Below are 26315 nucleotides of genomic sequence, written 5' to 3' on the forward strand. Positions count from 1 at the left end.
GTCAAGACGTCCGGCTCAGCTGAGGTCGAACGGGTTGCTGGTCTGCAGCCACTTCAACCGCTGGTCGTCGAAGAGGCCGTCCGGCACGTCGTCCAGCGGCAGCGGCTCTTCGGCCCGGTGACCGTCGACGCAGTGGGCGAACGGGCCGGTGACCGGGTCCATCAGCGCCCGCACCTGCGGGTCGGCGTGGTGCAGCCACCAGTTCGACATCCCCAACGAGGGCTCGAAGCGCAGGAACTCCCATGCACGCCACACCGAGTCCAACCGGGACAGCGCCTGGGCGTGCCGGAACCACGACGGGCACCACACCCGCCCGGAGTCCGGACCGGACAGCGGGACGAGGTACCGGAAGCGGTCGGCGACGAACTCGAGGACGTTCGAGTAGAAGAGCTGGCCCTCGTTCGCGGTCCCTAGTTCGTCCTGCTGGATTTCGGCGGGCGACTCGCCGATCTCCTCGCCGGGGAGTTGTGCTGCCATTCGGGATCTGCTCCTATCCGATGGGTTACCTCGAGCGCCTCGGCGTGGCGCCCCAGCCGTTCGAGCACGGTGACGAGGGTGGCCACAGCCGACTTCAAGGTCGCTTGGTGGTCTCGCGGATCCTGGTCGACCAAGCGGCGGTACGCCCTGAGCGCGGCCCGCGCGGGCCCTTCCGCACGCGCGGCCCGGCGCGGGTCGTGCCGCCCGCACACGCTCAGCACCCTGGCCAGCTGCAGTTGCCGCCAGGCGACGTTCGTCGGCTCGTCGTCGGCCGACGTCTCGCAGAGCTCCTCGACCTCGAGGGCAGTGCGCCAAGCCGCAGCGTCCTCGCCCACCATCACCTGTCCGCGTGCCAAGCGCACAAGCCCGAAGTAGAGGTCTCCGTCGGAGCCCGAGCGCCCTCGCCGCAAGCGCACCTCGTGCTCGGCGATCCGGACGGCTTCACGAAACCTGCTCGTCATCAGCAACGCGCGGCACAATTGCGCGCACGTGGCCGCCAGCGAGGCCACCTCGTCGTCATCGGCGTCGGCGAGGGCCACCCGCAGCTCGTATGCCTGGTACAGCGTGGTGGCCGCCCGGTCGGCGACCCCGGAGTTCAGGTAGCTGGCGCCGATGTGGTGCAGACAGGAGGCCAGCCGGCTTCGCTGGTTCGTGCCGGCTCGGGCCAGCCGCCGGTAGAGCGGAAGGGCCTGGCGCAACAGGATCCGCTCGGCGACCGGCCGGTCGTGGCGCCAATACCACTCGGACAGGTCGTACAGCGCGTCGGCGCGCAGGCCGAGGAACCCGTCGAGCGCGCCGGGCGGGGCCTCGACGGCCGTCGCGTGGGACCGCAGCGTGTCGAGGTGCCGGATCAGCTCTTCGCCGAGGTCGCGCTTCTGCTTGGCCTGTTCCGCGGGACGGCTGGCCACGCGCACCAAGCCGGCCGCACGCGTAAGCGCAGCAGGGAGGTCGTGGTCGGCGCGGTCGCGGATGGCGCGCTGGGTCAGCCGGTGCATGACCACGATGGCGTTGTCCGTGCCGGCGAACTCGACCAGCGACGCATCGAGCAGGGCGGCGAGCGCATCGTCGGCGTCGCCGTCCAGCCCGGCGGTGAGCAGGTCGCGGGAGACGCCGTCGGGCGAGAGCACGCTGAGCAGATCGAGGAGCTCCACCGGCATCCGGTGGGTTTCGTCGGCGGTGAACGGCTCGATCGCGAGCATGATCGCCTTGGCCGCCCCGAGCGGATACGGGTCGCCGGGCACCGCGGTGAGCAGCCGGTCCACGGCGACGCTCTGGTGGCGGCGCAGGTATGTCGCGTAGTCGTGGTCGATCCGGACGACGCGTGCGGCCGCCTGCGCCAGGGCCAGCGGCAGGCAACCCAGCTCGCGGGCGAGCTTGCGGGCGCCGGCCGTGTCCGGCAACCCGGTGCTGTCGGTGAGGAACCGCACGGCGGTGCCCAAGCTGAACAGATCCACCGGAACCCGGGTGCCCAGCTGATCGATCGTGTGGCTCGCGCTGGTCAGCACGATCTGCGCACTGCCGGTGGCGGGCAGATGCGGGACGACGTGCGCGGGGTCGGTCACGTTGTCGAACACCAGCAAAGCGGGCTCGCGAAGCGTCTGGAGATGGTTGCGGACCCGTGCGGTGGTCGTCGCGGTGGTGTCTCCGGGACGGCGCAACCCCAGCGCGTCGGCCAGTTCCGCCAGCCCGGCCACGACCAGTTCCTCGGACTGGGCAGGCAACCAGGCCACCAGCCAGCCGTCTGCGATCCGCTGACGCGCGTAGGCGCCGGCCGCCTGGGTCTTGCCGACCCCGCGCAGGCCGGTCACCGTGCACACCACCGCGACCGTCCCGTCGACGATGCCCGAAAGAGCGTGCACGGCGTCGACCGGCGGCTGGAAGTGCTGCGGTTTCCGGGGCACGGGCCCCACCACCACCTGCCGATCGCGAACGGCAGGGGCAGGCTCCTGGGGGCTCGGCACCGGCTCGCCGATGACCCGCACCGATGCCTCACGGCCGGCCCACCAGCCCAGCGGCGACATGATGAGCGCGCTGGGCAACGCCGCGACGCTGAGCGCGTTGCCGGTCTCCATGCCCAGCGGGAAGTCGCAGACCCACCATCCGAGGACGAACACGACGGCACCGACGACCAGCGTGATCGCCCACTTGACAGCCCGCGGCATCCACCAACCCCAACACACCGACCCTGCACCGGTCTGGACCGGAGAAGACCTTACGGCAAACAGACCAGCCGCGCCGCCGAATCGGGCGAACACCCGGACGTCAGTGGCTGGTCAAGACCGGGTGGCAAGATCAGGCCGCCCCGCCGAGGGCGAGGTGGCGCGCCGATCCGCGGCGTGGCCTGGTACCGAAACTGTGTTCGCGGCCTGCGGGCGAGGAGGGTGGCCATGGCAGACGTCCGGCTCGATCCGATGACCAGTGCGGAATACGCGGAGTACCACCGCAACGCGGTCCTGGCCTATGCCGAGGCCCATGTTTCGGCCAAGAGCTGGCCGGCCGACGGGGCGGGGCAGCGCGCCGTCGACGAGTACGCCGCGCTCTTGCCCGAGGGGGTCGCCACACCCGGCCACCACCTGTACGTCGCGCGGGACGGCGACCAGAGGGTCGGCATGGTCTGGTTCGCCGAACGACCTCACGGCGCCGGCCGGGTCGCTTACCTCTACGACATCCAGGTCGACGCGGACCTGCGTGGCCGGGGGTACGGTGACGCGCTCATGCGGGCGTTGGAGCACGAGGTGCGTTCCGCTGGCCTGAAGGCCGTGCGGCTCCAGGTTTTCGGCAACAACTCGGTCGCCCGGTCGCTTTACCGGAAACTCGGCTACGTCGAGACCAACGTCGTCATGGCCAAAGACCTCGGCCCCCGCACGTAAAGACACACAGACAGCCGGTCATGGTCCCGACGGGTTCGTCGTCGAAAATCCGGAACCCGTCGCGCACCCGGCCCTGCTACGCTCGTCCGCGATGACTACCTACTCCAGCAGATCGGGGGTTCCGTTCGCCAAAGGTGAGTGCTGATGCACCCTTTGACCGCGAACGAGGACTTCCGTCTTCTTTTCTGGGCGCGCGTGCGCGAGTTCGCCGTGCCGCCGTCGATGATCGAGTCAGCTGCCGCCCGCCGGATGGTGGGCGACTGGGCCGGGGCCTGCGCCGCCGCGCGCGTCGATGTGGATCTGAACCTGCGAGCCGTGGGTCGCGTCCACGGCGCCGGGTTGGTGGCACAGGTCCGCGCCGATCTGCGTCACCTGGCTCCTGACCTGCTTCGCTGGCATTTCCCGAGGATCAGCCCGGACGGCCTGGTGCGGCCGGGCCTCACGGTCTCCCTGGCTCGGTACGGTTCGACCACTCACCGCGGCGGTGCAGTACACCTCGTGGCGCGCACGCCGCCGGCCTGGGCGAACGCCGGTCAGCGGATCAGCCTCGCGCTGTGGACGCCGTCCCAGCGCGACGCGGGCCTGCATCCGCATCCCCGGCCCCACCGCCGGTATCGCTTCGACCTGCACCGCCACCTGTGGGACACGCGCCGGGCCGGTGAGCTACCGGAGCGGTCCGGGCACGGCGTGGGCGCCTGCGCCGTGGACCGGTGGATCGCCGAGGCGGCGCTGCTCCTGCACGCGGACAGGTGCGCGGACGACGTCGTCGTCGTGCGGCTCACCAGCCGGCGCCGGCTGCTGCTGAACCTGGGCGCGCCGGGTGCGGCAGCCGGCGGCCGGGCGGTGCCGGTCCTGCCCGACGCCGCGACCTGGGTCCCGCCCGACCTGCGGCTGCTCCACGCCGGACTGATCGACGCCGACCGGCTGCACCCGCTCGTCGCCTCGGCCCTTCGACCCGGCCACCGGCCGGCCGGTGCGGCCCGGACTCCGGACGGCTCGCCGAATTCGCGCTTCGTCGAATGCCGTGGTGCCACCCACCGGATCGCCGTGGTGGACGGGGTGCTGGTCCCGCTGGACCACGATCCCGACGAGATCCGCCGCGAAGAGCTGCTGGGCGCGCTGGGCGGCACCGAGCTGCCGTGCCTGCGCGCCATCGACGAGGCACACCGGCATCCGGAAAGTCTCGTGGACGTCCGAGCCCGGCTGGACCACGGCGACAACGCCGGCGCCCTCTCCGCCGTCGAAGGTCTGCTCGGACCGGACGTGCTGCTGCGCAGCGGCGCACTGCGCGACGAACTCGAGACGGCCGTGCGCCGGCAGGTGCTCCACGGGCTGTATCGGGCCGGGCTGGCCGGATCCGGTCCGCTTCCGTCCACAAAGGACAAGATCCGGCGCGCTGTCCGGACCCGGCCGCGCCACGCGACCCGTCCCTGACCTCTTACGTCTCCGCCCGCCTGGCCGGACACGGCCTCGAACCGACCCCAAGGTGATCAAAACTGTCTACTGCCATGGATATCCCTTCCGAAGCGGCACACCTCCGACCGCTCGACGTCGCCGCCGATCTGCTGGCCCTGTTGCACGACACGGACACCGAGCCGCGTGCCGACACCCAGCTGGAAGCCTTGACACTGGCCGTGTCCGCCGATCTGCCGGTGCTGCTGTGGGGCGAGCCGGGCATCGGCAAGACCGCCGCGCTGAACCAGCTCGCGGAAGCGCTGGAACTGCCGCTGACCACGGTGATCGCGAGCGTGCACGAGCCGTCCGACTTCTCCGGGCTGCCCGTGGTCGGCGACGATCCCGCGACGCAGGGGGTGCCGATGGCCCCGCCGGAGTGGGCCGTACGCCTGGCCCGCGCCGGACACGGTCTCCTGTTCCTGGACGAGCTGTCGACCGCGCCGCCCGCCGTCCAGGCCGCGCTGTTGCGCGTCGTGCTCGAGCGACAGGTCGGTGCCCTGCGGCTGCCGCCGGGAGTCCGGATCGTCGCCGCCGCCAACCCGCGTTCCTCCGCGGCCGACGGGTGGGAACTGAGCCCGCCGCTGGCCAACCGGTTCGTCCACCTGCAGTGGGCCCACGACCACGACGTCGTGGTCCGCGGGCTGGGCGGGACGTGGCCGAAGGCGGCGCTGCCCCGGCTGGACCGGGGACGGCTGCCCGACGCCGTGACGTTCGCCCGCCGTGCGGTCTGCGGTCTCCTGATCGCCCGGCCCGGACTGGTTCACCAGCTGCCGAAGAACGAAGCACGCCGCGGCGGTCCGTGGCCTTCCCCACGCAGCTGGGAGATGGCGCTGCGCCTCATCGCTTTCGCCACCGCGGCGGACGTCTCCCGGGACGTGCTGTCCATGCTGGTGCGGGGTGCTGTCGGCGACGGGCCGGGTCTGGAACTGCTGGCCGGCCTGGATCGGATGGATCTGCCGGACCCCGAAACACTGCTCGCGGACCCGGAGGTGGCGGTGCTGCCCGAGCGTGGCGACCTGCGCCAGACGGTGCTCGACGGCGTGGTCGCGGCGGTGCGCCGGCGGCCGGAGCGGGTTCGCTGGAACGCGGCGTGGTCGCTGCTGTTGCGAGCGCTGGAAACCGGCGCCCCGGACCTGGTGGTCGTGCCGGCGGCCACGCTCGCCTCGCTGCGCCGTGACGACTGGCCGGTGCCGGCGGCGATCGAACGGCTTTCGGGGGCGGTGTCGTTGTCGCGGCAAGCGGATCAGGCCGCGGCAGACGCGGGCGAGGACCGATGACGGCGGGGTCCATGGACGAGGAGAAGCTGTTCGCTGCCCGGTTGCACGCCGTCCGGAACCGGCCGTACCTGGCGACGGCCTTGTTCGCCTTGCACACGGTGGAGTCCCGGCGGGTGCCGACGATGGCCGTGGACCGCCACTGGCGCTGCTACGTTTCGCCGGCGTTCGTCGACCGCACTCCGCTGGCGGAGCTGGCCGGGGTCTGGGTGCACGAGGTCTCGCACCTGCTGCGCGACCACCACGGGCGCAGCGACCGGTTCGCCGCGGAGCACGAGCTGACCGGGCCTGGAGAGCGATTGCGGATGAACATCGCCGCGGACTGCGAAATCAACGACGACGTGTTCGGCGACGGCCTGGTGCGGCCCGAGGGAGCCGTCCAGCCGGCGTCGCTCAGGCTTCGCGAGGGGCAGTTGATGGAGGACTACCTGCGCCAGTTCCGCCTCGGGCCCTACACGGCCGGATACGCCTGGCTCGACTGCGGCAGCGGCGCCGACGGACTGGACCGTGACTGGGATCTGGGGGCCGACGGGGCACACGGGCTCAGCGAGCAGGAACGCGACGCCGTCCGGTTCCGGGTCGCACAAGGGATCAACGGCAGCCCGGGCGATGTCCCGAAGGGCTGGCAGCGCTGGGCGCAGGAGGCGTTCCACCCGCCGCAGCCGTGGCGGGAACTGCTGGGGGCGGCGGTCCGATCGGCGATGTCCGGTGCGGGGGAGGACTACACCTACGGCCGGCCCTCGCGCAGATCGGCCGGTCTGCCGGGCGTCGTCATGCCGAGCCTGCGGCGCCGGCCGCCGCGCGTCTGCGTGATCGTCGACACCTCCGGCTCGGTGAGCGACGCCGAGCTGGGGAGCGCGCTCCTCGAAATCGCGGCGATCGTCCGCGCGGTCGGAGGCCGGCGCGATCTCGTCTCGGTGCTGTCGTGCGACGCCGCCGCGCACGTCACCCACGAGCTGTGCCGCGCCGAAGGAATCCCTTTGGTGGGCGGCGGCGGCACGGATCTGCGCACCGGCTTCGCCCAGGTCCAGCGCGGCAATCCCCGCGCCGACGTGATCGTGGCCCTGACGGACGGCCAGACCCCCTGGCCGGAGGCACGACCGCCCGGCCGGACGGTCGTGGGCCTGTTCTCCCGGCAGCGTCCGGTGGATGAGAACAATCCCCACTACGAACCGGAAGTGCCCCCTGCTTGGGCGAGGGTGGTCACCGTGGGCTGATCGGTCCGCCGGCGGTACCGACTCTGAGCCGGCTTCGCGGTCAGGGCCGGGTCGTTTGCCGCCAGCCATTCGGCGATGTCTCTTGTGAACCGCGCGGAGCGAACGGCCGTGTCTGGTGGCAGGACCGGACGTTCGACCGGCAACGGTGAAAAAAAGGGCAAGCTTCGCACGGGACGGTTGACGGTTTCGGTCGCCTCACACCAAGCTCCGGGCCGACGAAGGCCCGCAGCCGGATTACCGGCTGAGTCAGGAGGAATCCCTGTGACGATCGCCCCGACGGTGCACGCCCGGCGACCCAAGGCGAGACGGCTTGCCCCCATGCTGCCGGTGGTGGTCATGGGCTTGACCGCGTGTGGCTCGGCCGGGGTCAGCGGATCGGCGGCGCCGGTGCCGAGCCCGTCCGCTTCGCCCGCGAGCGCTTCCCCGCAGACGTCCCAGGTGCAGCCCGCATCCGGTGCCGAGACCCTCCAGGCGGCCCTCGAGCGCTGGGTGACCCAGATCCTGAAAGAGCAGTACACGGAGGCGTGCCTCTCCGGTGCTCCCGTGCTGCCCGCCGGGCAAGACGCCGAAACGCTGTGCAAGCGTCCCGAGGTGCTCGCGAGCGCCAAGTCGCTGCGCGAGGCCTGGGCGAAGCCGGGCGTCAAGCTGCCCCCGCAGGGAGAAGTCGAGGTGACCGGGGTGACCGGGGTGACCGCGAAGGGGAACGAGGTGACCGTGCCGGACACGGCCGTCAAGCTCGACGGTCGCACGCTGCGCAGCCTCGAACTGATCGGTGCGACCGGGGACACGGGCTCGTTCAGCCTCACCTTCAAGATGCAGAAGCACGAAGGGGCTTGGTACGTCCAAGGCTTCGACCTCAAGCTCTGAGCCCGGGCGAAGAGGCGGCTCGCTCGGTGATTGCCACGTCGCGGGCAGGTATCCAGGCGCGCAGCGAGTGGACGATTTCCACGGAGCCACCGGGCAGCGAGCGGGAACTTTCGAAAGACAGTGCGGTGTCGGAGGCCAGGGAGTCGGTCAGCCGCATCCCTGCGCCGACCATGAACGGCAGCACCACCAGTTCCAGTTTGTCCACCGCGTCGAGCGCGCGGAAGGTCTCGATCGTGCTCGGGCCGCCGACCAGGTGGACGTCGCCGCCGGAGTTGTCGCTACGCAGCCGCTCCAGCAGCCGGGCGGGGTCGCTGTCGAAACACCACCTCGTCCGGTGCGCCCGTGACCGGTGGGAGCCCAGCACGAAGACGTTCAGGTCCGGCCACGGCCAGCGGTCAACGCGGGCTCGAAGGTGGTGCGCCCCATCAGCACGGCTTCGCAACCGGCGACGAATTCCCGGACTCCGTGGCTGCCGGGGCCGTGCGCGGGATCGATCACCTGCGGCGGCCATCCGTCCGGCGTGGTCACGTAGCCGTCGGCGGTCACGCACTGACGGGCGAGGATCTGCATTAAAAGCTCCCGGTCGAGACGGACTGCGCTTTCTCACGGTAAATTGCTCGCCCATTAGACACCGCTCTCGGTAACGCTCGCCTCCCGGCGTGAACGGATGTCCCTCGGCCGATGGGGTGGAATGTCTCGTGTGGACGTTCAGCAGATCCACGAGGCGCTGATCGAGACCAACAGCCACAGCATCTCGCTTGTCTTCTCCGACCTGTCGGTCGGCCGAGTCGAGCGTGGCTACTCACCGTTCACCGTGCAAGACGACCAAACCGAAGCCGGGACGCTCTGACATCGGCATGAGCGAGCACCGGAGGCAAGTCTTCGGCGGATGGGCGCGCGGCGTCAGGTGGTTGATCGGGGGAGGGGGATTTCGGCGTCGAGCACGATCGTGCCGGTGGTGTCGGTGGCGAGCAGGGTCAGGCGTCCAGACTGCGCGGGGGGTGCTGGAGATCATTGCATGCGCTGCCGGTCGAGATGGTCTCCCGATTCGGCCGAGCCGCCGGTCCGGCGATATGCGGTGTCCTGCTCGTCGCGCACTTCCCAGGTGAGGTCGATCAGTGCTGAGCCGACGAAGGCCCGGCCCGGTCGCTCGGTGGCCTGCCCGCGGCATTGGCGTTTCATCCACTCCAGGTGCTCACGCGCGGCCTGCGCCCGCCGGTCGCGGTGTTCCGGGCCGGGGTTGGTGTAGAGGTCGACCAGGAACCGGTCGCTCCACAGCTCCGCCGAGATCAGCGTCACCGGGCGTCCGTCGAGTTGCCCGAGTGGTCGCGGCCCCACCAGCACACCTCGCAACGTGGGCGGCTCGGCCGGCTCGCGGGCGACGACCGGCGCCGAACCCGCCCGTACAGCCACGGGAGCGAAGGCACCCGCGGCCATCGAGGACGACGTTGCGGCCGACGTCGTCCGGATTTCCGGCATGATTCCGGCCTTCTCGAGGGTGTCGAGCGCGGTCCTTTCCTGCTCGTCGGTGAGTACCCCGGTATCACCGAGCGCCTCGACCTGCGCCGCGAGCCGACTTCCCACCATGCGCAACGGATCTACGGAAACCACGCCGACTGACCGTTCGCGCCGAGCACGGCTCACTCCAGCCACGGCCGGTCGAAGGACCTGCGTCAACCACTGTTCCCCAGACAGCACCACGATTCCATTTTACCGTTGCCCACAAGCGCATAATCTCCTCGGCATTACCGGAAGTGAACGAGCGATCATCGACAGGACAGTGCGGTGCCGGCCTCTGCCAGAGGTCACCCGTTGTCGGTCTGGTGCTCGTGATGTCCGTGAGGAGGCTGAGAGGTGGGGAGCGTCGAGCGCAACGGCCGCGCGAGTGCCTCGACGATGGAGGCGGCCAAACGCAGCGTCGGCAGCTGCCGCAGTTCCGCCTCGAAGCCAGGATCGACCTGGACGCAGCCGCAGTCCAGATACTCTTCGACGCTGAAACATCGGCTGGCCAGGTCCGACGTGAAGTCCGGTGGCGCGAGCCGGGCCAGGAGGCGGATCATCGGCGCGGTGACCGCGGCCGGCCGGGCCCGGAGGTCGTCCGCCATCAACCGGGCCACGAGATCGGTCGACTCGTCCGCGTCGGCAGCCAAGACTCCGTAGCGCTCGCACGCGGCGGCTACCAGCGGTTCTGTGTCCCATCCGTTCGCCTGGCGGCTCAAGCCGGCCAGCTCGGCGATCTCGGGATCCTCGTTGCCTTCCAGCAGCATGCTGACCGCGACGGCCGGCCAGTCGCTCGGCTCGAGGCAACCGCAGTGTTCGGCCGCCCTGGCTACCGAGAGCGCCGTTCGCCACGTGGCATCGTCCATGGATCGACTCTAAGCGCGAAGACGCGCAGCCCTGTCAGCCGGCGGTCGTAAACAAATCACTACGAGCGCGAACACGCTGATCGCGGCAGAAGAGTGCGTCGCGTTCCCAAGGTGGGGCCACGGGGGCAGTTGCTTCAGGGGATGGTCGCGGACGAGCAGGCCGTCGGCGAGGAGTTGCGGCATCCGGGTGGCCTGATCGATCTCGGCGCCGGTCAGCATGGTGCCGGGGATGCTGGCGGAGACGCCGGCCGGTCGGACGTCGACACGCAGGCCGCCGTCGGCCTGCCGGCGTCCGGTCGGGAAGCCGACACGGGATACCGCTTACTTCAAGGTGTACAAACGGACGCCCGGCCGCCGTTCGGCGCTTTACAGCCCAGGCGGACGGTCCTACGGTGCGCTCGCACCCATGCGGCCGGTCCATGCCGACCACGGCTGAAGGAGGTCAGGTGTTCCGCAACCACAGACGCAGTACCCGCGCCACCGTCACGGTGCTCGCGGCCGCGGCCCTGCTCGCGGTTCCCGCGTTCACCGCCAGTAGCAGTGCCGCCATCGACCTGGGCGTCGCGCCCTGGCTGGACACCCACCGCCCCGTGCCGGCGCGGGTGGAGGCCCTGCTCCACGCGATGACGCTGCCCGAGAAAGTCGGCCAGATGGACCAGCAGCTGGTCACCACGCTGACCGACGCCGACGGCACGAGGTGCGGGAACAACGGTTTCAACCTACCCAATCCCGAATGCATGCGAAAAATCCTGGTCGAGGCCAACGTCGGTTCGATTCTCGCAGGCGGTACCGAGAATCCGGTCGACACCACGGGCAAGGGCGGCGTGGGCAACACCGGCTACGACTGGGCCACCGAGTACAACATCATCCAGCAGTTCGCGATCAAGAACTCGCGCCTGCACCTCCCGGTGGTGTTCGGCGTCGACGCGGTGCACGGCTTCGGCCACCCGTGGCAGGCGCCGCTGTTCCCGCAGTCCATCGGCATGGGCGCCACCTGGGACCCCGCGCTCGCCCAGGCCGGGGGCAAGGCGACCGCGGACGCCCTGCGCGCCACCGGCTGGACCTGGAACTTCGCCCCGGTCCAGGACATCGCGCGCGACAACCGGTGGGGCCGCACCTACGAGACGTGGGCCGAGCAACCGGCCCTGGCGGCCGCGATGGGCGCCGCGAACATCAAGGGCATGCAGACCCCCGGCAAGCGCGGTGAGTTGAACGTCAGCGCGACGGTCAAGCACTTCGCCGGCTACTCGCAGTCGATCAACGGCCACGACCGGGCCGAGGCGCTGCTGCCCATGAACTACCTCCAGACGACCATCCTGCCGCCGTACGCGGCGGGGATCGACGCGGGCGCCGGGACGGTGATGGTCAACTCCGGTTCGATCAACGGCGTTCCCGCCACTTCGTCGCACTACCTGCTGACCGACGTCCTGCGCGACCAGATGCACTTCCAGGGTGTCGTGATCAGCGACTACCAGGACGTCACCGCGTTGCAGACCGCCTATCACATCGCGGCGGATCTCCCGGGTGCCATCGCCGCCGCCGTGAACGCGGGCGTCGACATGAGCATGCAGGTCTCCGACGCGGCGGGGTGGCAGGCCGCGATCCTGCAGGCCGTCGACACGGGCAAGATCTCGCGCGCGCGGATCGACCAGGCCGTGCGCCGCATCCTCACGCTGAAGTTCCAGCTCGGCCTGTTCGACCAGCCGTGCGTGGCCGACCCGGCGAAACCGTGCGTCGACGCGAACGCCGCCAACGCCGCCGTCACCGCGGGCCGTGACCAGACGGCCAAGGCCGCGCGGGAGTCGATCACCTTGCTGCGCAACGAGAACAACGCGCTGCCGTTGCCGGCCGGCGCGAAGGTCGTGGTGACCGGCCCGAGCGCGGACTCGATGACCAACCAGCTCGGCGGCTGGAGCGTGAGCTGGCAGGGCGTGGCGGGTGCCGGGCACGTGTGCTGCATGGGCCCCGAGAACCAGATTCCGCCGGGCACCACCGTGCTGGGCGGCATCCGGGCCGCGGACCCGGCCGCGGTCTACGCGCCGGACCAGGCCAGCGCCGTCGCGGCCGCGGCGGACACCAGTGCCTATGTGGCGGTGGTGGGGGAGAAGGCCTATGCGGAAGGGCTGGGCGACAACCCGGCGCCGGCCCTGGCGCCCGACCAGCAGGCCCTCATCTCGGCGCTGGAGGCAACCGGCAAACCGGTGATCGTCGTGGTCGTCGCGGGCCGGCCGGTCGGGCTGGGCCCGGCCGAGAAGGCGAACGCGGTGCTGATGGCCTACCAGGGCAGCACGGAAGCCGGCACGGCTGTGGCGGATGTGCTGTTCGGGAAGACGAACCCCGCGGGCAAGCTGCCGATCAGCTGGCCGTCCGACGCGCCGGCCGTCGGCGGTGACTTCGCCGGCACGGCTCCGTCCCCGCTGGGGGACCAGCCGAAGTTCTTCGACCAGCTGCCCAGCACGGCATCCGGTCAGGGCAACGCGTACAACCCGCAGTTCCCGTTCGGTTACGGCCTGTCGTACACGACGTTCACGCACACGAACTTGGCGGTGACGCCGAAGGTCGCGCGGGGCGGCACGGCCACCGCGACGTTCACCGTCACGAACACCGGGACCCGCGCCGGCACCGACATCGTGCCGGTCTACGTGGCCCAGCCGGTGAGCCCGGTGGTCGTCCCGCCGCAACGGCTGGTCGGCTCCGCGCGGGTGACGCTCGACCCGGGCCGGTCACAGGTCGTGCGCGTGTCCTTCCCGGCGGCCACGCTGGCCGAAAGCGCGCCCGACATCAACGCGTCCGGCCCGCCCGCCGTGGTGCCGGGCAGTTATGTGCTGCAGCTGGACAAGAACGGCACGACGCCGTACGCGGTGGACGTGTCGGCGCCGTTCCTGATCCAGTAGCACCGGGTCGGTTGCGGGGCGACGCCGGCGCGTCGCCCCGCATGCCGGCCCAGGCTCTGTTCCTCTTGCTCCAGAACCACGCCCTACCGATCCCCGGCCTCGCAGCCGCGGCGCTTCCACCATGGTCACGGAGAGCCGGACAAGTCTCTCTTCGGCAGATGAGGACGTTCGGTTGTCGCATGGTGGCTGCAGACGCAGATCGCGCACCGATTAGGTTCTCGCGCCTCGCCCGTCTGTACGTGTGAGATCGACTCACAGGAGGCTGGCATGACGCGGAAACTGATCTTCGGCATGAACGTGACCCTGGACGGCTACATCGCCGCGACCGGCGTCGACATCGGCTGGAGCGGGCCGCCGAGCGATGAGCTGTTCCAGTGGTGGCTCGACCAGGAGCAGGCGATCGACCTGTTCCTGTACGGGCGCAAGCTGTGGGAGACGATGAGCTCCTACTGGCCGACCGGCGACCAGCAGCCGGACGCCACCCCGGCGGAGATCGAGTTCGCGCGGAACTGGCGGGACACGCCGAAGGTGGTGTTCTCCTCGACGATCGACAAGGTCGACTGGAACGCCCGCCTGGTCACCGGCGACGCGGTCGCCGAGATCACCCGGCTCAAGGCCGACGACGGCGGCCCGATGAGGGTGGGTGGTGCGACGCTGGCCGGGGCCGCCATGCGGGCCGGGCTGGTCGACGAGTACGAGATCGTCACCCATCCGGTCCTGGTGGGTGGCGGCACGCCGTTCTTCACGGCGCTGGACAGTTGGGTGAACCTGAACCTCGTGGAGACGCGGACGTTTCCCGGCGGCGTGGTGCAGACCCGCTACGAGACGAGGCGATAAGCCCGGGCCAAGAAGCCCCGCCGGCAACCCCGGCGGGGCGTCCACTCGGGACATGCGTGATCACAGGGTCGGGGGCAGGTCCAGCCAGGGTTTGTCGGTGACGTCGAATCCGGTGAGCTCGGCGATCTTCCCGTCGACGATGTGCAGGACCGCGAGGTTCAGCAACCGGTACTCCGGATCGTCGGGGGTGCGGCGGTACAACACGGCGGCAGGCATGCGGTTGACCGTCGTGGCGATGCAGCGCCAGTCGTCGTAGCCGCGCTGGAAGAGCCCACCGGAGACCCAGCCGTCCACCGCGTCCTCGGCCCCCACGATCACGGTGCCCGGATCGGGCAGCATCGCGAAGCGCAGGTCCTCGCGCAGCAGGGACATCAGCCCGTCGAGGTCGTTGCGCTCATGGGCGTCGATGTAGGACTTCACCACGCCGCGCTCGTCGTCCGACAGCTCGTGGGTGGCGGGGCTGCGCCAGTCGAGGCGGCGGCCGGGCAGCTGCTCGCGCATCGTCACCCGCGCCCGCTGCAGTGCGCTGGTCACCGAAGCGACGGTCAGCTCGAGGGCGTCGGCGGCCTTCGACGCCGGCCAGCCGAGGACGTCGCGCAGGATGAGCACCGCCCGCTGCCGCGGCGGCAGGTGCTGGACGGCGACGATGAACGCCAGCTCGATCGTCTCCCGCGCCACCACCGATTCCTGCGGGTCTTCGGGGAGCATCCGGTCGGGGTACGGCTGCAGGTACGGCAGCTCGGAGCCGGAGTCCGGCAGCGCGGACGGTGCGGGTGTGCGGTCGTTGCGCTTCTCCAGGAAGTCGAGGCAGACGTTCGTCGCGATCCGGTACAGCCAGGTCCGCAGCGCGGCGTGGCCCTTGAACGTCTCCCGCTTGTTCCACGCTCGCAGGAACGTCTCCTGCGTCATGTCCTGGGCGTCCTCGTAGTTCGCGAGCATCCGGTAGCAGTGCACCTGCAGCTCACGCCGGTGACGCTCCGTGATGAGCGCGAAGCGCGCCGTATCGCCTGAGCGGACCGCCGCGATGAACGTGGCCTCGTCGGCGTCCAGCGGTTTGGCGTCGGTCATGGTCAGCGATCCTTCCATCGGTGCGAGGGGCTACCAGAACTGACGACGGGGCGGGGGATTTCTGATCGGTGAAGCCGCCGGCACCGGGCCGTTCGTCAGGGCGGACGGGTCGGGTCGTTCCAGGGGAGGTGCTCCAGGTCAGGCAAGATGCCGCCCGAACCCGCCACCCGGACACCGGGTCACTTCAGAGTGCCGGCCTGGTGGCTCGGCCGGCCGAAGACCCGGGCCCCGCCCGCACGACCGCGCTGCCGCCGTTCCTGGTCGGGTCGCTGGGGGAGTACCGCGCTCGGCACTCGCACGGTTCGTGTTCACGGCGCCGAGCGCGACATGGCCGGCAGGGACCGCCGTCGACCGACTCGCGGCGTAAGCGGTGCGGGACGAGGTTGGTTCAGACGATGTCCTGGGGGTGCAGCACGATGCGCCCGTGGGTCTTGCGATCGGCCAACGCCTGATAGGCGTCGCGCACGGCCGTGAGCGGGTACGTTGCGGCGACAGGGATGTACAGGTCGCCCGTAGCGGCGAGGGCGGCCAGCCCGGCCAGTGCCGGGGGGCCGCCGGCATCGGTCGTTCCGAAAGATTTGACGCCCTTCTCCTTCGCTCCGCGATAGTCGACAACGGTGTCGATGCGGTCCACCGGAACGCCGAGGTCGATCGCGAGGTCGATGTAGCCGCCACCGACGGCGTCGATGAACGCATCTGTTCGGTCGGTCGTGGCGAGGATCCGTTCCCGTTCACCGTCGCCGTACTGGACGGGCTCGATGCCGTGATGGCGGAGCAGGTCGAAATGCGCGGCGCTGGTCAGGCCGATCACCCTCGCTCCGGTGCGGAGTGCGAGCTGTGCCGCGGTGAACCCGACGCCGCCCGATGCGCCTGAGATCACGACGGTCTCACCGGGCCGGGGCTCGACCGCCCGGATGGCACCGAGACCCGCCATCGGTGTGGTGTAGAGCGAGCCCGCCACGTCCCAGCCGAGGGCGTCAGGCTTGCTCACCAGTTGGGCTGCCGGGATGGCGACGAACTGGGCGTGGGCGTCCCAGCTCTGGAGCCACCCCAGCACCGCGTCCCCGACGGCGAAACCGGACACGTCGGCACCGACAGCGACGACTTCACCGGCGAGATCGCGCCCCGGCGTGTACGAACTGCCGTGCAGCGCCGGTAACGCCCCGGGGTTGAGCACACTGGCCGCGACCTGCATGACCACCTCGCCCGGGCCGGGCACGGGCTCGGGGACGTCGGCGAGGTAGATCCCGTCGATGCCGGAAAACCGGTCATAACGTACTGCTTTCATGAGATCTCCTGGTGTAGGTGATTCGAATCGGCCGGAACGCGAGAGCACGTTCAGGTGCGGCGCAGGAGCGGCAAGAGGATGTCGTCAACGAGGTGCGCGATGAAGGCGGCGTCGCACGGCTCACCCACGACGACGCGGTGCACGATCACTGCGGAGGCGACCTCGGCGAAGAGCGGCGCCGCTCCGGGCGCCAGGCGCTCGGCCGCTTGGCGGAGAAGTCCGTCCGTCATCGCGGTCTCGTCCCGCCGCAGGATCCGCCGCATCGCCTGGGCGAGCCCGGCGTCGTTGCGCATGCCGGCGAACAGGGCTCCGAGCAGGCCGACGTCCTGTTCGGAGATGCTCCGCGCCAGCCATGTCGCCAGAGAATGCACGTTCTCCCGGAGGCTTTCTCCCTCCGGCTGCGGGGGCGTCGCGGGCGAGCGGTGCTCGACCGCGGCGGCGACCAGGGCCGCCTTGTCGCGGTACCGGCGGTAGATCGTCGTCTTCGCCGCCCCGGAACGCCCGGCCACCGCCTCGATCGAGAGCTGCTCGTAACCCATCTCGGTCAGCAGGGACAGTGTCGCGTCCAGGATGGCTCGGTCGCGGCCGGAATCCCGCGGTCGCCCCAGCGCCGGGGATCGAGTTACGTCGTCGGGCGCCAAGGCGCTCACCTTACTTTCGCTACGATACCGTTTCGTATCGAAAGTACCCGGGGTTGACGCAACCTGCAAGCGGCCGCTTCTGTGCCTGCCCAAGGTCGGGCGTCCGCTCATCGGCTACTTGTTGAATGGCGGTAGGACCGATGCCGGGCCAGGCTTGGTCGAGGTGTTCGACGGGTGGCTCTCTCATCGGCTGCCCACCACGCTGTCGGGCGTGGCTCTCACATGGCGTGCCGCCTGTCGAGCACCGAGGCGGGGTGTGGCTGCTTCAAGCCGGCCCCCGAGGCGATCGCGCCCGGCGGCGACCGCTGGGCCGCGTTCCTCGGTCCTTCTCGGTGGCAACAGCCGAGCTTGCGAGGAGCGTCGCGGCGGCGAGGCTGCCCCAGAGGGTGGCCGGGCCGCGGGAGGCGAGTGCGGTGATGACCGCGGGGGTGACGGCGAGGCCGAAGCCCGTGGAGAGCTGGAAGCGGGCGAGGGCGCGTCCCAGGACCGGGGCCGGGGCGAGGGCGGTGACGAGCGCGGTGGCGCTGCCCCCGTAGATGATCTCGCCGAGGGTGCAGACCACGGACACCGCGGCGACGGCCGGGGGACCCCAGCCGTGTCCCAGCGAGGTGGCCGCGAGGAAGCCGAGGTAGGACGCAGCGAGGACCACGCCGGCCAGGGCCAGCACGGTCCGCCGGGAGAAGCGGGACATCAGGACGGTGACCGGCACCTGCAGGGTGACCACCAGCACCGTGTTCGCCACGAAGACGGCTGCCGACCACACCGGGGACGCGTGCAGCTGCGTCACCAGGACCAGCGGGAGCGCGATTTCGAAGAGGTTGAGGCAGAAGACGTAAACCACGTTGGCGGCCAGCAGCGTGCGCATCCGGGGTGCGGGCCGGTCGTCCCTGGCCGGGGTCGCGCCCGGATGCGCGCGGAGGTGGATCGACCACGCCAAGGTCGCCGCGGCGAAGTAGGCGAGTCCGGTGACGGCTGCCAGCGCCTCCAAGGCGGTGGTGCCGCCCGTCAGGCACGCCGTGGCGACGAGCGCACCCACACCCAGGCCGGCGTTGCGCAGGGCGCGGCTGCCCGCGAGGGCGGCGTCGCGTTCGCGGCCGTGGGTGACCGTGGCCACGACAGCCGCGTGGGCGGCCGGCCACGCCTGGTTGCCGATGCCGAGGAAGAGCGCCGCCGCCGCGAACAGCCAGACGTTCCCCGCCGGGGCGGCCAGCAGCAGCGCCACGCCCAGCACCCGCACCAGCATCGACGCCGCCACGACCGTGCTGCGGGCACCCAGGTCCAGCCAGCGGCCCACCACCGGCGTGCACACCAGAGCGACGACGACGCCGGCCGTCATGGCGATGCCGGTGACCGGCGCGGACAGCTGCAGCACGGTCACGCCGTAGAGCAGCAGAAAGGGCCGCAGCATGCCGGTGCCGAGCGCGTCCACGGCGAGAGCGACGGCGTAGCGGGGGCCGCCGGAGGCACGGACGAGGGCGCGCGGCCGGATCCCGGTGATGGTTGCCATGGCGCCCACACTGCGTTGGGCCGCCGGACCTGCCACGTCGATTGACGAACACCGTCAACCGACGCCGTCGCCGGCCGTCCGGGCGGCGAGAATGGCGGGATGACGTTGAGGATCGACATCAGCGGCCTGCCGGCCGAGCGACTGCGGTTCACCGCGTCGCCGCTGGCCGAGCTGACCGCGATGCTGCACGTCCTGGCGGAACCCGCGCATCACCCGCAGCTCGCGGGCTGGGCCGGGGACGTCTGGGCCGGGCTGCGGCCGGAGCTGGCCGAGCGGCTCAGGGAGGCGGAGTTCCTCTGGCGTTCCTCACGAGCCGACTTCCTCGTCCCCGCTCGTCCCCGGCCGACCCTCCTCGAGGAGCTGGACGACGTGGACCGGATCGACGACGAAACCTATGTGACCGCCGCACTCGTCACCACCTGCGGCAGCAACCGGGTCCACTTCGGCGCGCCGTCCCCGCTCGTCGACGCGACGGCGCGCGAGCGGGCCCTGGACCTCGCGCAAGCCCGCGGCGCGCTCCAAGAGGCCTTCGCGGAACGGCTGCTCGCGGACCCCGCCGCCGTGCGGGCGCGGGTGCGGCACACCCTCGAACAGTGCGCCGAGGCCTTCTTCGACGCCGCCTGGACGCGCGTCGCCGGGCAACTCGCCACCGACCTGCGCCTGAAGAACGACCTGCTGAAGCGCCAGGGCATCGGGGCGGCGCTCGCGTCGGTCTCCAGCGCCGTCACCCTGGCGCCGGACGGTACCTGCATCATCGTGGACAAGCTGCAGGACAACGCGACCGTCGCCCACGGGGCCGGGGTCACCTTCCTCCCCAGCGTCTTCGGCCGCCCGCATCTGGTGGCGGTGCGTGCGCCCGGGTGGCAGCCGGTGGTGCAGTATCCCGTCGCCGAGGCGAATCCCTCGGCGCCGGTCTCGCTGGAAACGGTCACGCTACGGCTCGAGGCGCTCGCGCATCCGGTGCGTTTGCGGCTGCTGCGCACCCTGGCCCGCGGCCCGCACACCACCGGCGAGCTGGCCCACGCCTGGGAACTTTCGCCCCCGGAGGTTTCCCGCCATCTCGCTGTCCTGCGTCGCGCGGGTCTGCTGACCACCCGGCGGCATGGTCGTTATGTCCGTTACACCGTCAACCTGCCCGACCTGACGGCGCTGGGGGCCGACCTGCTGGCGGCCGTACTGCGTTGAGCAGCCCCTCGAAGCGAGCACCGTTCACCTTGCCCGATGGTGGTGCTCGCTACATCGGGAAGACCGTTCGGAAGGCAGCCGAGATCGGTGCGAGGTCGGCGATGAGGCGGTCGAGTTCGCGGGGGCTCAGGGCGTTGTACGGCGCCTCCGCGAGCCGGTCGGTCAGCGCCTCGACTCGTTCCTTCGTGGCCCGCCCGGCGGCGGTGAGCCAGCCGTCGGACCCGACGAGGCCGCGGGCGCGCATGCCGTCGATGACCGCGTTCAGCTGCGCGGCGGGGAGGTGGTGGACCCGGCCGAACTCGTGCGCGGGCAGGTCCACGGACAACGCGTGCAGCACGTGCGCCTCGGTGCCGCCGATGCCTTCGGTCAGCAGTGCGGCGGTGTGGCCGTCACCGCGGTGCTCGCGCAGCAGGGTGGCCGCGTGCCACAGCCGGGCCACCGGCTCCTGCGGCACCGGCCGCGCGCGCAGCGCCGCGTAGAGGGCGCGTCCCTCGACAGGGGCGCTGGTCGCCGCTTTCAGCAACAGGTCGCCGGCGCGCGCGACGCCGGCGTCGTCGGCGAGTTCGCCGAGGATCCGCCGCATTCCCGCGACGCATCCCCGCTCGCGGGCGGCCAGCGCGGCCTCGGGGGTGGTCAGGTCCCAGACTTTCGGGAGGTGGCGGGCGACCTCGCCGGGGGCGAAGTTGTAGAAGATCGCGTGGACGACGTCGGCCGGCACGTCACGGCCGAGCGGCGCGGCCCGGCCGGCGAAGTAGGCGTCCCACGGGTTGCGCAGGCCCAGCGCCATCAGCGCCTCGTCGGACTCGTCGGCGAAGTAGGGCAGCAGGCCGATGGGCTCGACCAGGTCGTACATGCGGCGGGCCACCGGTTCCGGGTGCGACATCTCGATCTCCTGTGCTCGTGGCGGAGCTCTCGCAGCGGCCGCTCACCGACGCCACGAACGGGCAACCCGGGATCCGACAACCGAACCTCGGCCAGTCGGGGATCTGTGAAGCAGATCACAGTTGAGGGTGACCGTGGGGCAGGCCGGAGGGCCAGACCCTCCCTCGACCCGCGCCGTGCTCCCGGTCCTTCGTCCCGGCAGCCGGGTCGGCCCGCGGGGCACCCAGTACGGTTCAGAGCTGGGGCAGAACCGAATTCATCAGCGAAGCCAGATTCTTGGCGGTCACTTTTCCTCCTGTCCGACGAAGAATTCGATGTGGAACTCTCCGGGATTCTCCTGTTCGGGAGAGAGCGGGTTCTGCCGGTGACAGACGGCTGACCGGACTCCGGCTAAACCCTTTGCGCCGCAGCCGCGTGTAACTCCATGCGGGATCGTCCCGCCTCTGGATGAGGGGCAGTTCGTGTCGATGTTTTCCGAAGTCAGACGGCCGTTGATCACCGTGGCGGTGTGCTCGGCCACCCTGCTCGCCGGCGCGCTGCCCGCCGTTGCCGCGCCCGCGGAACCGAACGTTCACGTCGTGTCCACCCGGTTCGACAAGCTCACCTACCAAGCCGGCGACGCGGCCACGGTCACCTACAAGTTCGCGAACTCCGGCTCCGTCGACGCCGTCAAGGTCGTCAACGGCAGTGGCGGGAACGGCGACCCGTGGGAGCTGGAGATCACCGACTGGGCCGGCGTCGGCTACGACCAGGAGGGGATCACCATCCCCGCGGGACAGACGGTCAGCGTCGTCCTGCGCGGCATCGTGCCCGGCGGCGCCGCGAACGTCGGCCGGGTGACCATCGCCTACGGCTTCACCGCCCAGAACGGCGACACCGACCCGGGGGACAACGTCGGGGTCGCACGGGCGTCCGTGCCCGGTCTGACCGGCGAGTCGGTGGGCAGCAGCTACTACGACAAGAACGCCAACCACCGGAACGACCCCGGCGAGGGAGTCGAGGGCGTCGAGGTCACCTTGATCGGGTTGTACGACATCGACCGCCGAGCCACCACCCACACCGACCGCAACGGCGATTTCCGGTTCACCGGGCTGCCGGTCGGCGAATACGAGATCCGCGTGACCCCGCCGACCGGGTGGTGGCTGACCTACGGGGGCAACGTCGGCAGTACCGAGGTCCGCGCTGACGAGCACCCCGACCTCGTCTACGAGGTCGAGCCCCAGCCGTGAAGAACGGGCCGTCTCCCTCGGTTCGGGGGAGACGGCCCGCCGACGGGAACCGGAGGTCAGCCGCGAGCCGCGGCCACCGTGGCCGCGGCCGCCTGATCAGTGGCGGGCGGCATCAGCTTCGGGTACTCCTTCTGGAACTTCTCGATCATCGTGGCGGACGGGACGATCCGGTTCGGGTTGCCCTGGCTCGTCGCCTGCTTCTCTCCCCAGGCTCCGGCGGCCTTGCGCTGGTCCGGGGTGCCGTGGCTGTGGAAGCAGTCGCCGATGGAGGCGTCGAGGTAGGTGACCTCCTGCTGGGTGCGGGCGTTCCACCCGAAACCCTTGGCGTGCGCGACGAAGTAGCCGCCGTAGGCGTCGGGGCCCATTTCGGAGGACTCGTTGCGCGGGTAGTTGTCGTGGGCGAAGTCGACCTGGTGGCCGTACTCGTGGCCGACCACGGACTCCACCGAGACGTCGTCGAACCCGAGGACGTTGACCGTGTCGAGCAGGCCGTCGCCGAGTGCCACTCGCTTGCCGCCGAGGCTGCCGGCCGGGGCGGAGAACGCGTTCAGCGTGAGCAGCGGGTTGCGGCCGCCCTGCAGCGCCGGCACCTCGTAGAGCACCTTGGTGGCGAGCGCGGCGGCGTCCTTCACCTTCGCCGGCGCGAGACCGAGGCTGAAGGTCTGCGCCATCTTCGCCTGGCTGCCGAGATCGGTGCCCTTCCAGGCGACGAGCTGGATGTTCCAGCTTTCGATGTCCCAGAAGCCGCGCAGCTTGTCGATCGTGCCGGTGGCGCGCGAGGTGTACTGGCCGTCGGTGCCGAAGACCTGCGGGGCCTTGTCGGACGCGACGCCCTGGACGTAGAGCTGGCTGAGCCCCGACAGCGCGTTGAACGCCTGGTTCTCGAGCGGGGTGAGCTGGGACGCGAGCTTGTTCGCGTACGTCAGCAGCGAACCCTCGGTGCAGCCCGGGATCGGGTCCTGCGCCGCCTGGCTCCGGGGGCCGAGGTGCGGGATGGGCGACTCGATGAGCCGGTCGACGCCGCGCAGAGCATCCGCGGGCAGGCCGTTGTAGAGGTCGACGACGTCTTGGTACAGCTGCGCGACGTCCTGCTCGACGGTCGCTGGTGCGGCTGCGGCAGGAACGGCCGTGGCGAGCGCGAGCGCCGCCACGGTGCCCGCCGCCGCGAGCGTTCGGCCGAGAAATCTGGTCCGGTCGGGCAAGGTGGTTCCCCTCTTCGGTTCCGGTTCAAGATCACCTAGCACCGCCACGGTAGGGCGATGATCGACCGTGAAACCGGCGCCGGCAGGAGAACCCCGAAATGGCTCACGTCTTTCGGAGGGTTTTCGCCGCGCGGACATCGGCCGAAAGTACTAGGTGCGGCCGGGTCGAAGGGCGGGACCGTTTTTCCGGTTCTCGCGCCTGCGCGAACGTCCGGCGACGGCCAGGGGCGGGTCGCAATGGCATTCTTTGCCGGCAGATCCGAACATCGCCATGAGCGCGCGTCACGCAAGCTCGACCAGCGGCATGACGGGATGTCGGCGCCGTGTGGGAGAGTTCTGGTGTGACCACGTTTGGTCGGGCTGGTGCGCGCTCGTTGCTGGAGTTGCCCAAGGCTCATCTGCACCTGCACCTGGATGGTTCGCTGCGCCGGTCGACTGTTGAGGAGATCGCGCGGGAGGAGGGTTGGGAGGTTCCGCGGCCGACGGGGTACGGGTCGTTCGGGCATTTCATGGAGACCATCGCCGCGGCGGCGGCCTGTCTGCGGAATGAGGCAGATGTTCGGCGGGCGGTCCGGGAGATCGTCGAGGATGCCAAGGCCGCTGGTGTGGTCTGGCTTGAGCTTTCCGTGTGGCCGGGGCTGTTCCGGGGCCGGCTGGGCGACTACGAGGCCGCGGTCACCACGGTTCTGGCCGCCGGTCGCGCCGCGGCCGACGAGGTGGGGATCGGGTTCGGGCTCATCGCTGCCGCCAACCGCGGAATCGGTGTCGACGACGCGATCACTGTGGCCGCCATTGCCGCCGAACGCGCCGGCGATGGTGTTGTGGGGTTCGGCCTCGACGGCGACGAGGCGGCTGCCCCGGCGTCCTGGTTCAAGCGGCCGTTCGACATCGTCCGCGAGGCCGGTCTGCTTTCGGTTCCGCACGCCGGTGAGATCGCGGGGGCGGAATCGGTCCGCGACGCGCTCGAGGTGCTCGGTGCCGACCGGGTGATGCACGGAGTACGTGCCGTCGAAGACCCCGTTCTCGTCGAGGAACTCGCGGCGCGGGGCACGACGCTCGACGTCTGCCTGACGAGCAATGCCCTGCTCGGCGTCTACCACCCCGTCGAGACGAACCCCTTGCCGACATTGCTCGACGCCGGGGTCCGATGCTCGATCAACACCGACGACTCACTGCTGTTCGCCACCGACCTCGCCCGCGAATACGAACTCGCGCGCTCGGTGCTCGGCCTGAGCGACGAGCACCTCGCGGCGGCAGCGGCGGCCTCCGTCACCGGCTCGGCCGCACCGGTCCAGCTGAAGACCGCGGCGCTGAGCTCGATCGCGGCTTGGCTGGGCGACTGATCTTCGACAAGCCGCAGCAGTGCCGCAGAGGTCTGCTCCTCGGCATGACCGGACGCGAGTGCTCGATCAGCGGCATGAGCGGATATTCGTGCGAGATCACCGAGTCAGGGTGAGCAGTTCGTCGATCGCCGGATCTGAACCGTCATTCGCGAGGTACGCGATGGCGAACATCGGTGCGATCACCCGGGTCCAGGCGAACAACCTGTCCCCGTCGAGCCCGCATGCCGTCGCCACCCGTTGGCAGCGGGCCTGGACTCCCTCGTGTCCGGCCCCAGCCACCACGTAGTCGACGGCGTCGAAACACGGATCACCCAAGCACGCCTTCGGATCGATCGCGACGAGATCCCGCGACGCACCGCCGTCCAGGACGTTGCCGAGATGTAGGTCTCCGTGCAGCAACACGATCCTGGTCTGAGTGTCCAGCAGCGCCTCGCAGCGCCGGATCGTCCGCTGCCACGTTCGCTCGGCGATCCGCGCGCCGATGGCCGGTTCGGTCAGTCTGCGGCCGATTCGAGTGAAGGCCTCGTCGCATCGGCCGCGTAGGGTTCGCGGCCAGTGCGCGGGCGGGGGCACGGCGTGCAGGGCGGCAAGCAACTCGCCCCACCGCCGCGGCAACGACTCCGGTGGCAGGTCCTCAGCCTCCGTGCCAGGCAGGATCTCTTCCAGCACCATCGCCCCGGCTTCCGTATCCGCGGCCATCACGGCCGGCACCCGGCCTGAAGACGCGAACACAAGGAGCATCTCCACCTGCTCGGTCAGCAGCGCTCGATCCGGACTGAGCTTGAGCACCGCAGGCGTTCCGTCACGCCATCGACAACGCAGGACGACAGACGAGGCCCCGCTCGCGAACAGCTCACCGAGTTCGAGGCCCCACCGGGAGACCAGTCGCGAGGCGAGGGCGGGGACCTCGGCCAGCCAGCCCTCAGCCCGGAGACCGAACCGATCGACCAACCGCGCGCCGGCCTCTCCGATGTCCACCCCGGAAGTCTGCACCCGAGCGGCCGACCCGCGCATGTCGGCGCGTGCGTGCGCCGCTTTTGCGCGAGAGCGAAAAGCCATTCCTCACCCGGTCGGAAGGTGCTTCCCTTCGCGCCGCGGAAGTCTGTTCATCATGAGCACGATCGCGTTCGGTGTCAGGGCAGGTAGCGGTGTCCTGGCGGTGCCTTCTTTTACCGTGGGCGGTGATGAGACGTGCCCGACCGCGGCGGCGGACTTCCCGCTATTCGGCTTGGTCGTCGACGCGGGCCAGCACCTTGTCCGCGATCCGGCGCAGCGTGCGCAGCTCCGCCAGGGTCAGGGGGTCGGCGAACAGCTCCCGCACCTGCTCGACGTGCCCGGGCGCGACCGACTCCAGGTGCGCGAAGCCCGCGTCCGTCAGGATCGCCTGCGTGTACCGGCCGTTGCCCGGGTCCGGTTCCCGGCAGGCGAAGCCGCGCTTCTCCAGGCGGCCGATCAGGTGGGACAGCCGCGACAGCTCCGTGTTCGCCAAGGCCGCCAGCTCGCTCATCCGCGCCCGGCGATCCGGCTGCTCCGACAGGTGCGCGAGCACGTAGTACTCGAGGAAGCTCAGCCGCGCGTCGCGCTGCAGCTGCGCTTCCAGCGACGCCGGGAGTCGCTGGGCGAGCCGCATGAAAGCGCGCCACGCCGACAGCTCGTCAGTCGTGAGCCAGCGCTGCTCGGGTTCCGCCATCACCACAGTCTAGCTGACTTGAA

At 70.6% G+C, this 26315-nt stretch carries 25 protein-coding genes; 11 read left to right on the top strand and 14 right to left on the bottom strand.

The features are described 5' to 3' along the window. Positions 1 to 15: 15 nt before the first annotated feature. Positions 16 to 477: a DUF4913 domain-containing protein gene (locus QRX60_RS30650; protein ID WP_285994899.1), complete on the bottom strand. Its 462-nt coding sequence runs from the start codon at positions 475 to 477 to the stop codon at positions 16 to 18. Then, positions 411 to 2639, bottom strand: a complete 2229-nt coding sequence (locus tag QRX60_RS30655; RefSeq protein ID WP_285994900.1) for a hypothetical protein — start codon at positions 2637 to 2639, stop codon at positions 411 to 413. The genes QRX60_RS30650 and QRX60_RS30655 overlap by 67 nt, the downstream gene beginning before the upstream one ends. Positions 2640 to 2864: 225 nt before the next feature. Here QRX60_RS30655 and QRX60_RS30660 point away from each other — a divergent pair, with 225 nt between their 5' ends. The 5 genes from QRX60_RS30660 (at position 2865) to QRX60_RS30680 (ending at position 8160) form a co-directional block, all read left to right on the top strand. Beyond that, positions 2865 to 3347: a GNAT family N-acetyltransferase gene (locus tag QRX60_RS30660; RefSeq protein WP_285994901.1), complete on the top strand. Its 483-nt coding sequence runs from the start codon at positions 2865 to 2867 to the stop codon at positions 3345 to 3347. Between the two features lie 144 nt (positions 3348 to 3491). Continuing rightward, positions 3492 to 4781 (top strand): hypothetical protein, encoded by a 1290-nt coding sequence (locus QRX60_RS30665; RefSeq protein WP_285994902.1) that lies wholly within the window; start codon positions 3492 to 3494, stop codon positions 4779 to 4781. Positions 4782 to 4855: 74 nt separating this feature from the next. After that, entirely contained in the window at positions 4856 to 6079 is a 1224-nt protein-coding gene (locus QRX60_RS30670) for an AAA family ATPase (protein ID WP_285994903.1), read from the top strand. Further along, the gene (locus QRX60_RS30675) at positions 6076 to 7293 is read left to right on the top strand and encodes a vWA domain-containing protein (RefSeq protein ID WP_285994904.1); all 1218 of its coding nucleotides are present in this window, start codon (positions 6076 to 6078) and stop codon (positions 7291 to 7293) included. Before QRX60_RS30670 ends, QRX60_RS30675 begins: the two co-directional genes overlap by 4 nt. Positions 7294 to 7554: 261 nt before the next feature. Next, a complete protein-coding gene (locus QRX60_RS30680) occupies positions 7555 to 8160 on the top strand; it encodes a hypothetical protein (RefSeq protein ID WP_285994905.1) in 606 nt (201 codons plus the stop codon). Here the strand turns inward: QRX60_RS30680 and QRX60_RS30685 are convergent. Next, positions 8150 to 8524: a dihydrofolate reductase family protein gene (locus QRX60_RS30685; protein ID WP_285994906.1), complete on the bottom strand. Its 375-nt coding sequence runs from the start codon at positions 8522 to 8524 to the stop codon at positions 8150 to 8152. The genes QRX60_RS30680 and QRX60_RS30685 overlap by 11 nt on opposite strands. Before the next feature lie 8 nt (positions 8525 to 8532). Continuing rightward, on the bottom strand, positions 8533 to 8730 hold the full coding sequence (locus QRX60_RS30690; protein WP_285994907.1) for a hypothetical protein: 198 nt from the start codon (positions 8728 to 8730) through the stop codon (positions 8533 to 8535). Positions 8731 to 8860: 130 nt separating this feature from the next. Between QRX60_RS30690 and QRX60_RS30695 the strand changes: the two genes are divergently transcribed. Further along, entirely contained in the window at positions 8861 to 9010 is a 150-nt protein-coding gene (locus QRX60_RS30695) for a YxiG-like protein (protein ID WP_285994908.1), read from the top strand. 161 nt (positions 9011 to 9171) lie between these two features. Here QRX60_RS30695 and QRX60_RS30700 read toward each other — a convergent pair whose 3' ends face one another. After that, positions 9172 to 9771, bottom strand: coding sequence for a hypothetical protein (locus QRX60_RS30700; protein ID WP_285994909.1), 600 nt, complete (start codon positions 9769 to 9771; stop codon positions 9172 to 9174). A gap of 194 nt (positions 9772 to 9965) precedes the next feature. Beyond that, a complete protein-coding gene (locus QRX60_RS30705) occupies positions 9966 to 10526 on the bottom strand; it encodes a hypothetical protein (protein WP_285994910.1) in 561 nt (186 codons plus the stop codon). Between the two features lie 446 nt (positions 10527 to 10972). On the opposite strand from QRX60_RS30705, the gene QRX60_RS30710 reads away from it, so the two are divergent. Both QRX60_RS30710 and QRX60_RS30715 read left to right on the top strand, forming a co-directional pair. Further along, entirely contained in the window at positions 10973 to 13420 is a 2448-nt protein-coding gene (locus QRX60_RS30710; RefSeq protein WP_285994911.1) for a glycoside hydrolase family 3 N-terminal domain-containing protein, read from the top strand. 267 nt (positions 13421 to 13687) lie between these two features. After that, complete coding sequence (locus QRX60_RS30715) at positions 13688 to 14257, top strand: dihydrofolate reductase family protein (protein WP_285994912.1); 570 nt, start codon at positions 13688 to 13690, stop codon at positions 14255 to 14257. Between the two features lie 60 nt (positions 14258 to 14317). On the opposite strand, the gene QRX60_RS30720 is transcribed toward QRX60_RS30715, so the two are convergent. The 4 genes from QRX60_RS30720 to QRX60_RS30735 form a co-directional block, all read right to left on the bottom strand. Further along, a complete protein-coding gene (locus QRX60_RS30720; protein ID WP_285994913.1) occupies positions 14318 to 15325 on the bottom strand; it encodes an RNA polymerase subunit sigma-70 in 1008 nt (335 codons plus the stop codon). Between the two features lie 388 nt (positions 15326 to 15713). After that, complete coding sequence (locus QRX60_RS30725) at positions 15714 to 16613, bottom strand: NADP-dependent oxidoreductase (protein WP_285994914.1); 900 nt, start codon at positions 16611 to 16613, stop codon at positions 15714 to 15716. A 50-nt stretch (positions 16614 to 16663) separates the two neighbouring features. Then, positions 16664 to 17263 carry a TetR/AcrR family transcriptional regulator gene (locus QRX60_RS30730; RefSeq protein ID WP_285994915.1) on the bottom strand — a complete coding sequence of 200 codons (600 nt, stop codon included), beginning with the start codon at positions 17261 to 17263 and terminating at the stop codon, positions 16664 to 16666. A gap of 256 nt (positions 17264 to 17519) precedes the next feature. After that, the gene (locus QRX60_RS30735) at positions 17520 to 18761 is read right to left on the bottom strand and encodes an MFS transporter (RefSeq protein WP_285994916.1); all 1242 of its coding nucleotides are present in this window, start codon (positions 18759 to 18761) and stop codon (positions 17520 to 17522) included. Positions 18762 to 18860: 99 nt separating this feature from the next. Here QRX60_RS30735 and QRX60_RS30740 point away from each other — a divergent pair, with 99 nt between their 5' ends. Then, a complete protein-coding gene (locus tag QRX60_RS30740; RefSeq protein WP_285994917.1) occupies positions 18861 to 19946 on the top strand; it encodes a helix-turn-helix domain-containing protein in 1086 nt (361 codons plus the stop codon). Between the two features lie 49 nt (positions 19947 to 19995). Here QRX60_RS30740 and QRX60_RS30745 read toward each other — a convergent pair whose 3' ends face one another. Continuing rightward, the gene (locus tag QRX60_RS30745; protein WP_285994918.1) at positions 19996 to 20829 is read right to left on the bottom strand and encodes an SCO6745 family protein; all 834 of its coding nucleotides are present in this window, start codon (positions 20827 to 20829) and stop codon (positions 19996 to 19998) included. A 466-nt stretch (positions 20830 to 21295) separates the two neighbouring features. On the opposite strand from QRX60_RS30745, the gene QRX60_RS30750 reads away from it, so the two are divergent. Further along, positions 21296 to 22057: an SdrD B-like domain-containing protein gene (locus QRX60_RS30750; RefSeq protein ID WP_286003734.1), complete on the top strand. Its 762-nt coding sequence runs from the start codon at positions 21296 to 21298 to the stop codon at positions 22055 to 22057. Positions 22058 to 22113: 56 nt separating this feature from the next. On the opposite strand, the gene QRX60_RS30755 is transcribed toward QRX60_RS30750, so the two are convergent. Further along, entirely contained in the window at positions 22114 to 23259 is a 1146-nt protein-coding gene (locus QRX60_RS30755; RefSeq protein ID WP_285994919.1) for a hypothetical protein, read from the bottom strand. A gap of 341 nt (positions 23260 to 23600) precedes the next feature. Here QRX60_RS30755 and add point away from each other — a divergent pair, with 341 nt between their 5' ends. Next, complete coding sequence (add, locus tag QRX60_RS30760; RefSeq protein ID WP_285994920.1) at positions 23601 to 24602, top strand: adenosine deaminase; 1002 nt, start codon at positions 23601 to 23603, stop codon at positions 24600 to 24602. A 96-nt stretch (positions 24603 to 24698) separates the two neighbouring features. Here add and QRX60_RS30765 read toward each other — a convergent pair whose 3' ends face one another. Both QRX60_RS30765 and QRX60_RS30770 read right to left on the bottom strand, forming a co-directional pair. Next, a complete protein-coding gene (locus QRX60_RS30765) occupies positions 24699 to 25580 on the bottom strand; it encodes an aminoglycoside phosphotransferase family protein (protein WP_285994921.1) in 882 nt (293 codons plus the stop codon). Between the two features lie 241 nt (positions 25581 to 25821). After that, the gene (locus QRX60_RS30770; RefSeq protein ID WP_285994922.1) at positions 25822 to 26292 is read right to left on the bottom strand and encodes a MarR family winged helix-turn-helix transcriptional regulator; all 471 of its coding nucleotides are present in this window, start codon (positions 26290 to 26292) and stop codon (positions 25822 to 25824) included. Between the last annotated feature and the right edge of the window lie 23 nt (positions 26293 to 26315).

The sequence above is a fragment of the Amycolatopsis mongoliensis genome, from assembly GCF_030285665.1.
Taxonomy (GTDB): domain Bacteria; phylum Actinomycetota; class Actinomycetes; order Mycobacteriales; family Pseudonocardiaceae; genus Amycolatopsis; species Amycolatopsis mongoliensis.

What these genes read in the sequence shown, in the direction of transcription:
- QRX60_RS30650 (WP_285994899.1), bottom strand. Translation starts at nt 477, where the DNA reads ATGGCAGCACAACTCCCCGGCGAGGAGATCGGCGAGTCGCCCGCCGAA.
- QRX60_RS30655 (WP_285994900.1), bottom strand. Translation starts at nt 2,639, where the DNA reads ATGCCGCGGGCTGTCAAGTGGGCGATCACGCTGGTCGTCGGTGCCGTC.
- QRX60_RS30660 (WP_285994901.1), top strand. Translation starts at nt 2,865, where the DNA reads ATGGCAGACGTCCGGCTCGATCCGATGACCAGTGCGGAATACGCGGAG.
- QRX60_RS30665 (WP_285994902.1), top strand. Translation starts at nt 3,492, where the DNA reads ATGCACCCTTTGACCGCGAACGAGGACTTCCGTCTTCTTTTCTGGGCG.
- QRX60_RS30670 (WP_285994903.1), top strand. Translation starts at nt 4,856, where the DNA reads ATGGATATCCCTTCCGAAGCGGCACACCTCCGACCGCTCGACGTCGCC.
- QRX60_RS30675 (WP_285994904.1), top strand. Translation starts at nt 6,076, where the DNA reads ATGACGGCGGGGTCCATGGACGAGGAGAAGCTGTTCGCTGCCCGGTTG.
- QRX60_RS30690 (WP_285994907.1), bottom strand. Translation starts at nt 8,730, where the DNA reads ATGCAGATCCTCGCCCGTCAGTGCGTGACCGCCGACGGCTACGTGACC.
- QRX60_RS30705 (WP_285994910.1), bottom strand. Translation starts at nt 10,526, where the DNA reads ATGGACGATGCCACGTGGCGAACGGCGCTCTCGGTAGCCAGGGCGGCC.
- QRX60_RS30715 (WP_285994912.1), top strand. Translation starts at nt 13,688, where the DNA reads ATGACGCGGAAACTGATCTTCGGCATGAACGTGACCCTGGACGGCTAC.
- QRX60_RS30720 (WP_285994913.1), bottom strand. Translation starts at nt 15,325, where the DNA reads ATGACCGACGCCAAACCGCTGGACGCCGACGAGGCCACGTTCATCGCG.
- QRX60_RS30725 (WP_285994914.1), bottom strand. Translation starts at nt 16,613, where the DNA reads ATGAAAGCAGTACGTTATGACCGGTTTTCCGGCATCGACGGGATCTAC.
- QRX60_RS30735 (WP_285994916.1), bottom strand. Translation starts at nt 18,761, where the DNA reads ATGGCAACCATCACCGGGATCCGGCCGCGCGCCCTCGTCCGTGCCTCC.
- QRX60_RS30740 (WP_285994917.1), top strand. Translation starts at nt 18,861, where the DNA reads ATGACGTTGAGGATCGACATCAGCGGCCTGCCGGCCGAGCGACTGCGG.
- QRX60_RS30745 (WP_285994918.1), bottom strand. Translation starts at nt 20,829, where the DNA reads ATGTCGCACCCGGAACCGGTGGCCCGCCGCATGTACGACCTGGTCGAG.
- QRX60_RS30750 (WP_286003734.1), top strand. Translation starts at nt 21,296, where the DNA reads ATGTTTTCCGAAGTCAGACGGCCGTTGATCACCGTGGCGGTGTGCTCG.
- QRX60_RS30770 (WP_285994922.1), bottom strand. Translation starts at nt 26,292, where the DNA reads ATGGCGGAACCCGAGCAGCGCTGGCTCACGACTGACGAGCTGTCGGCG.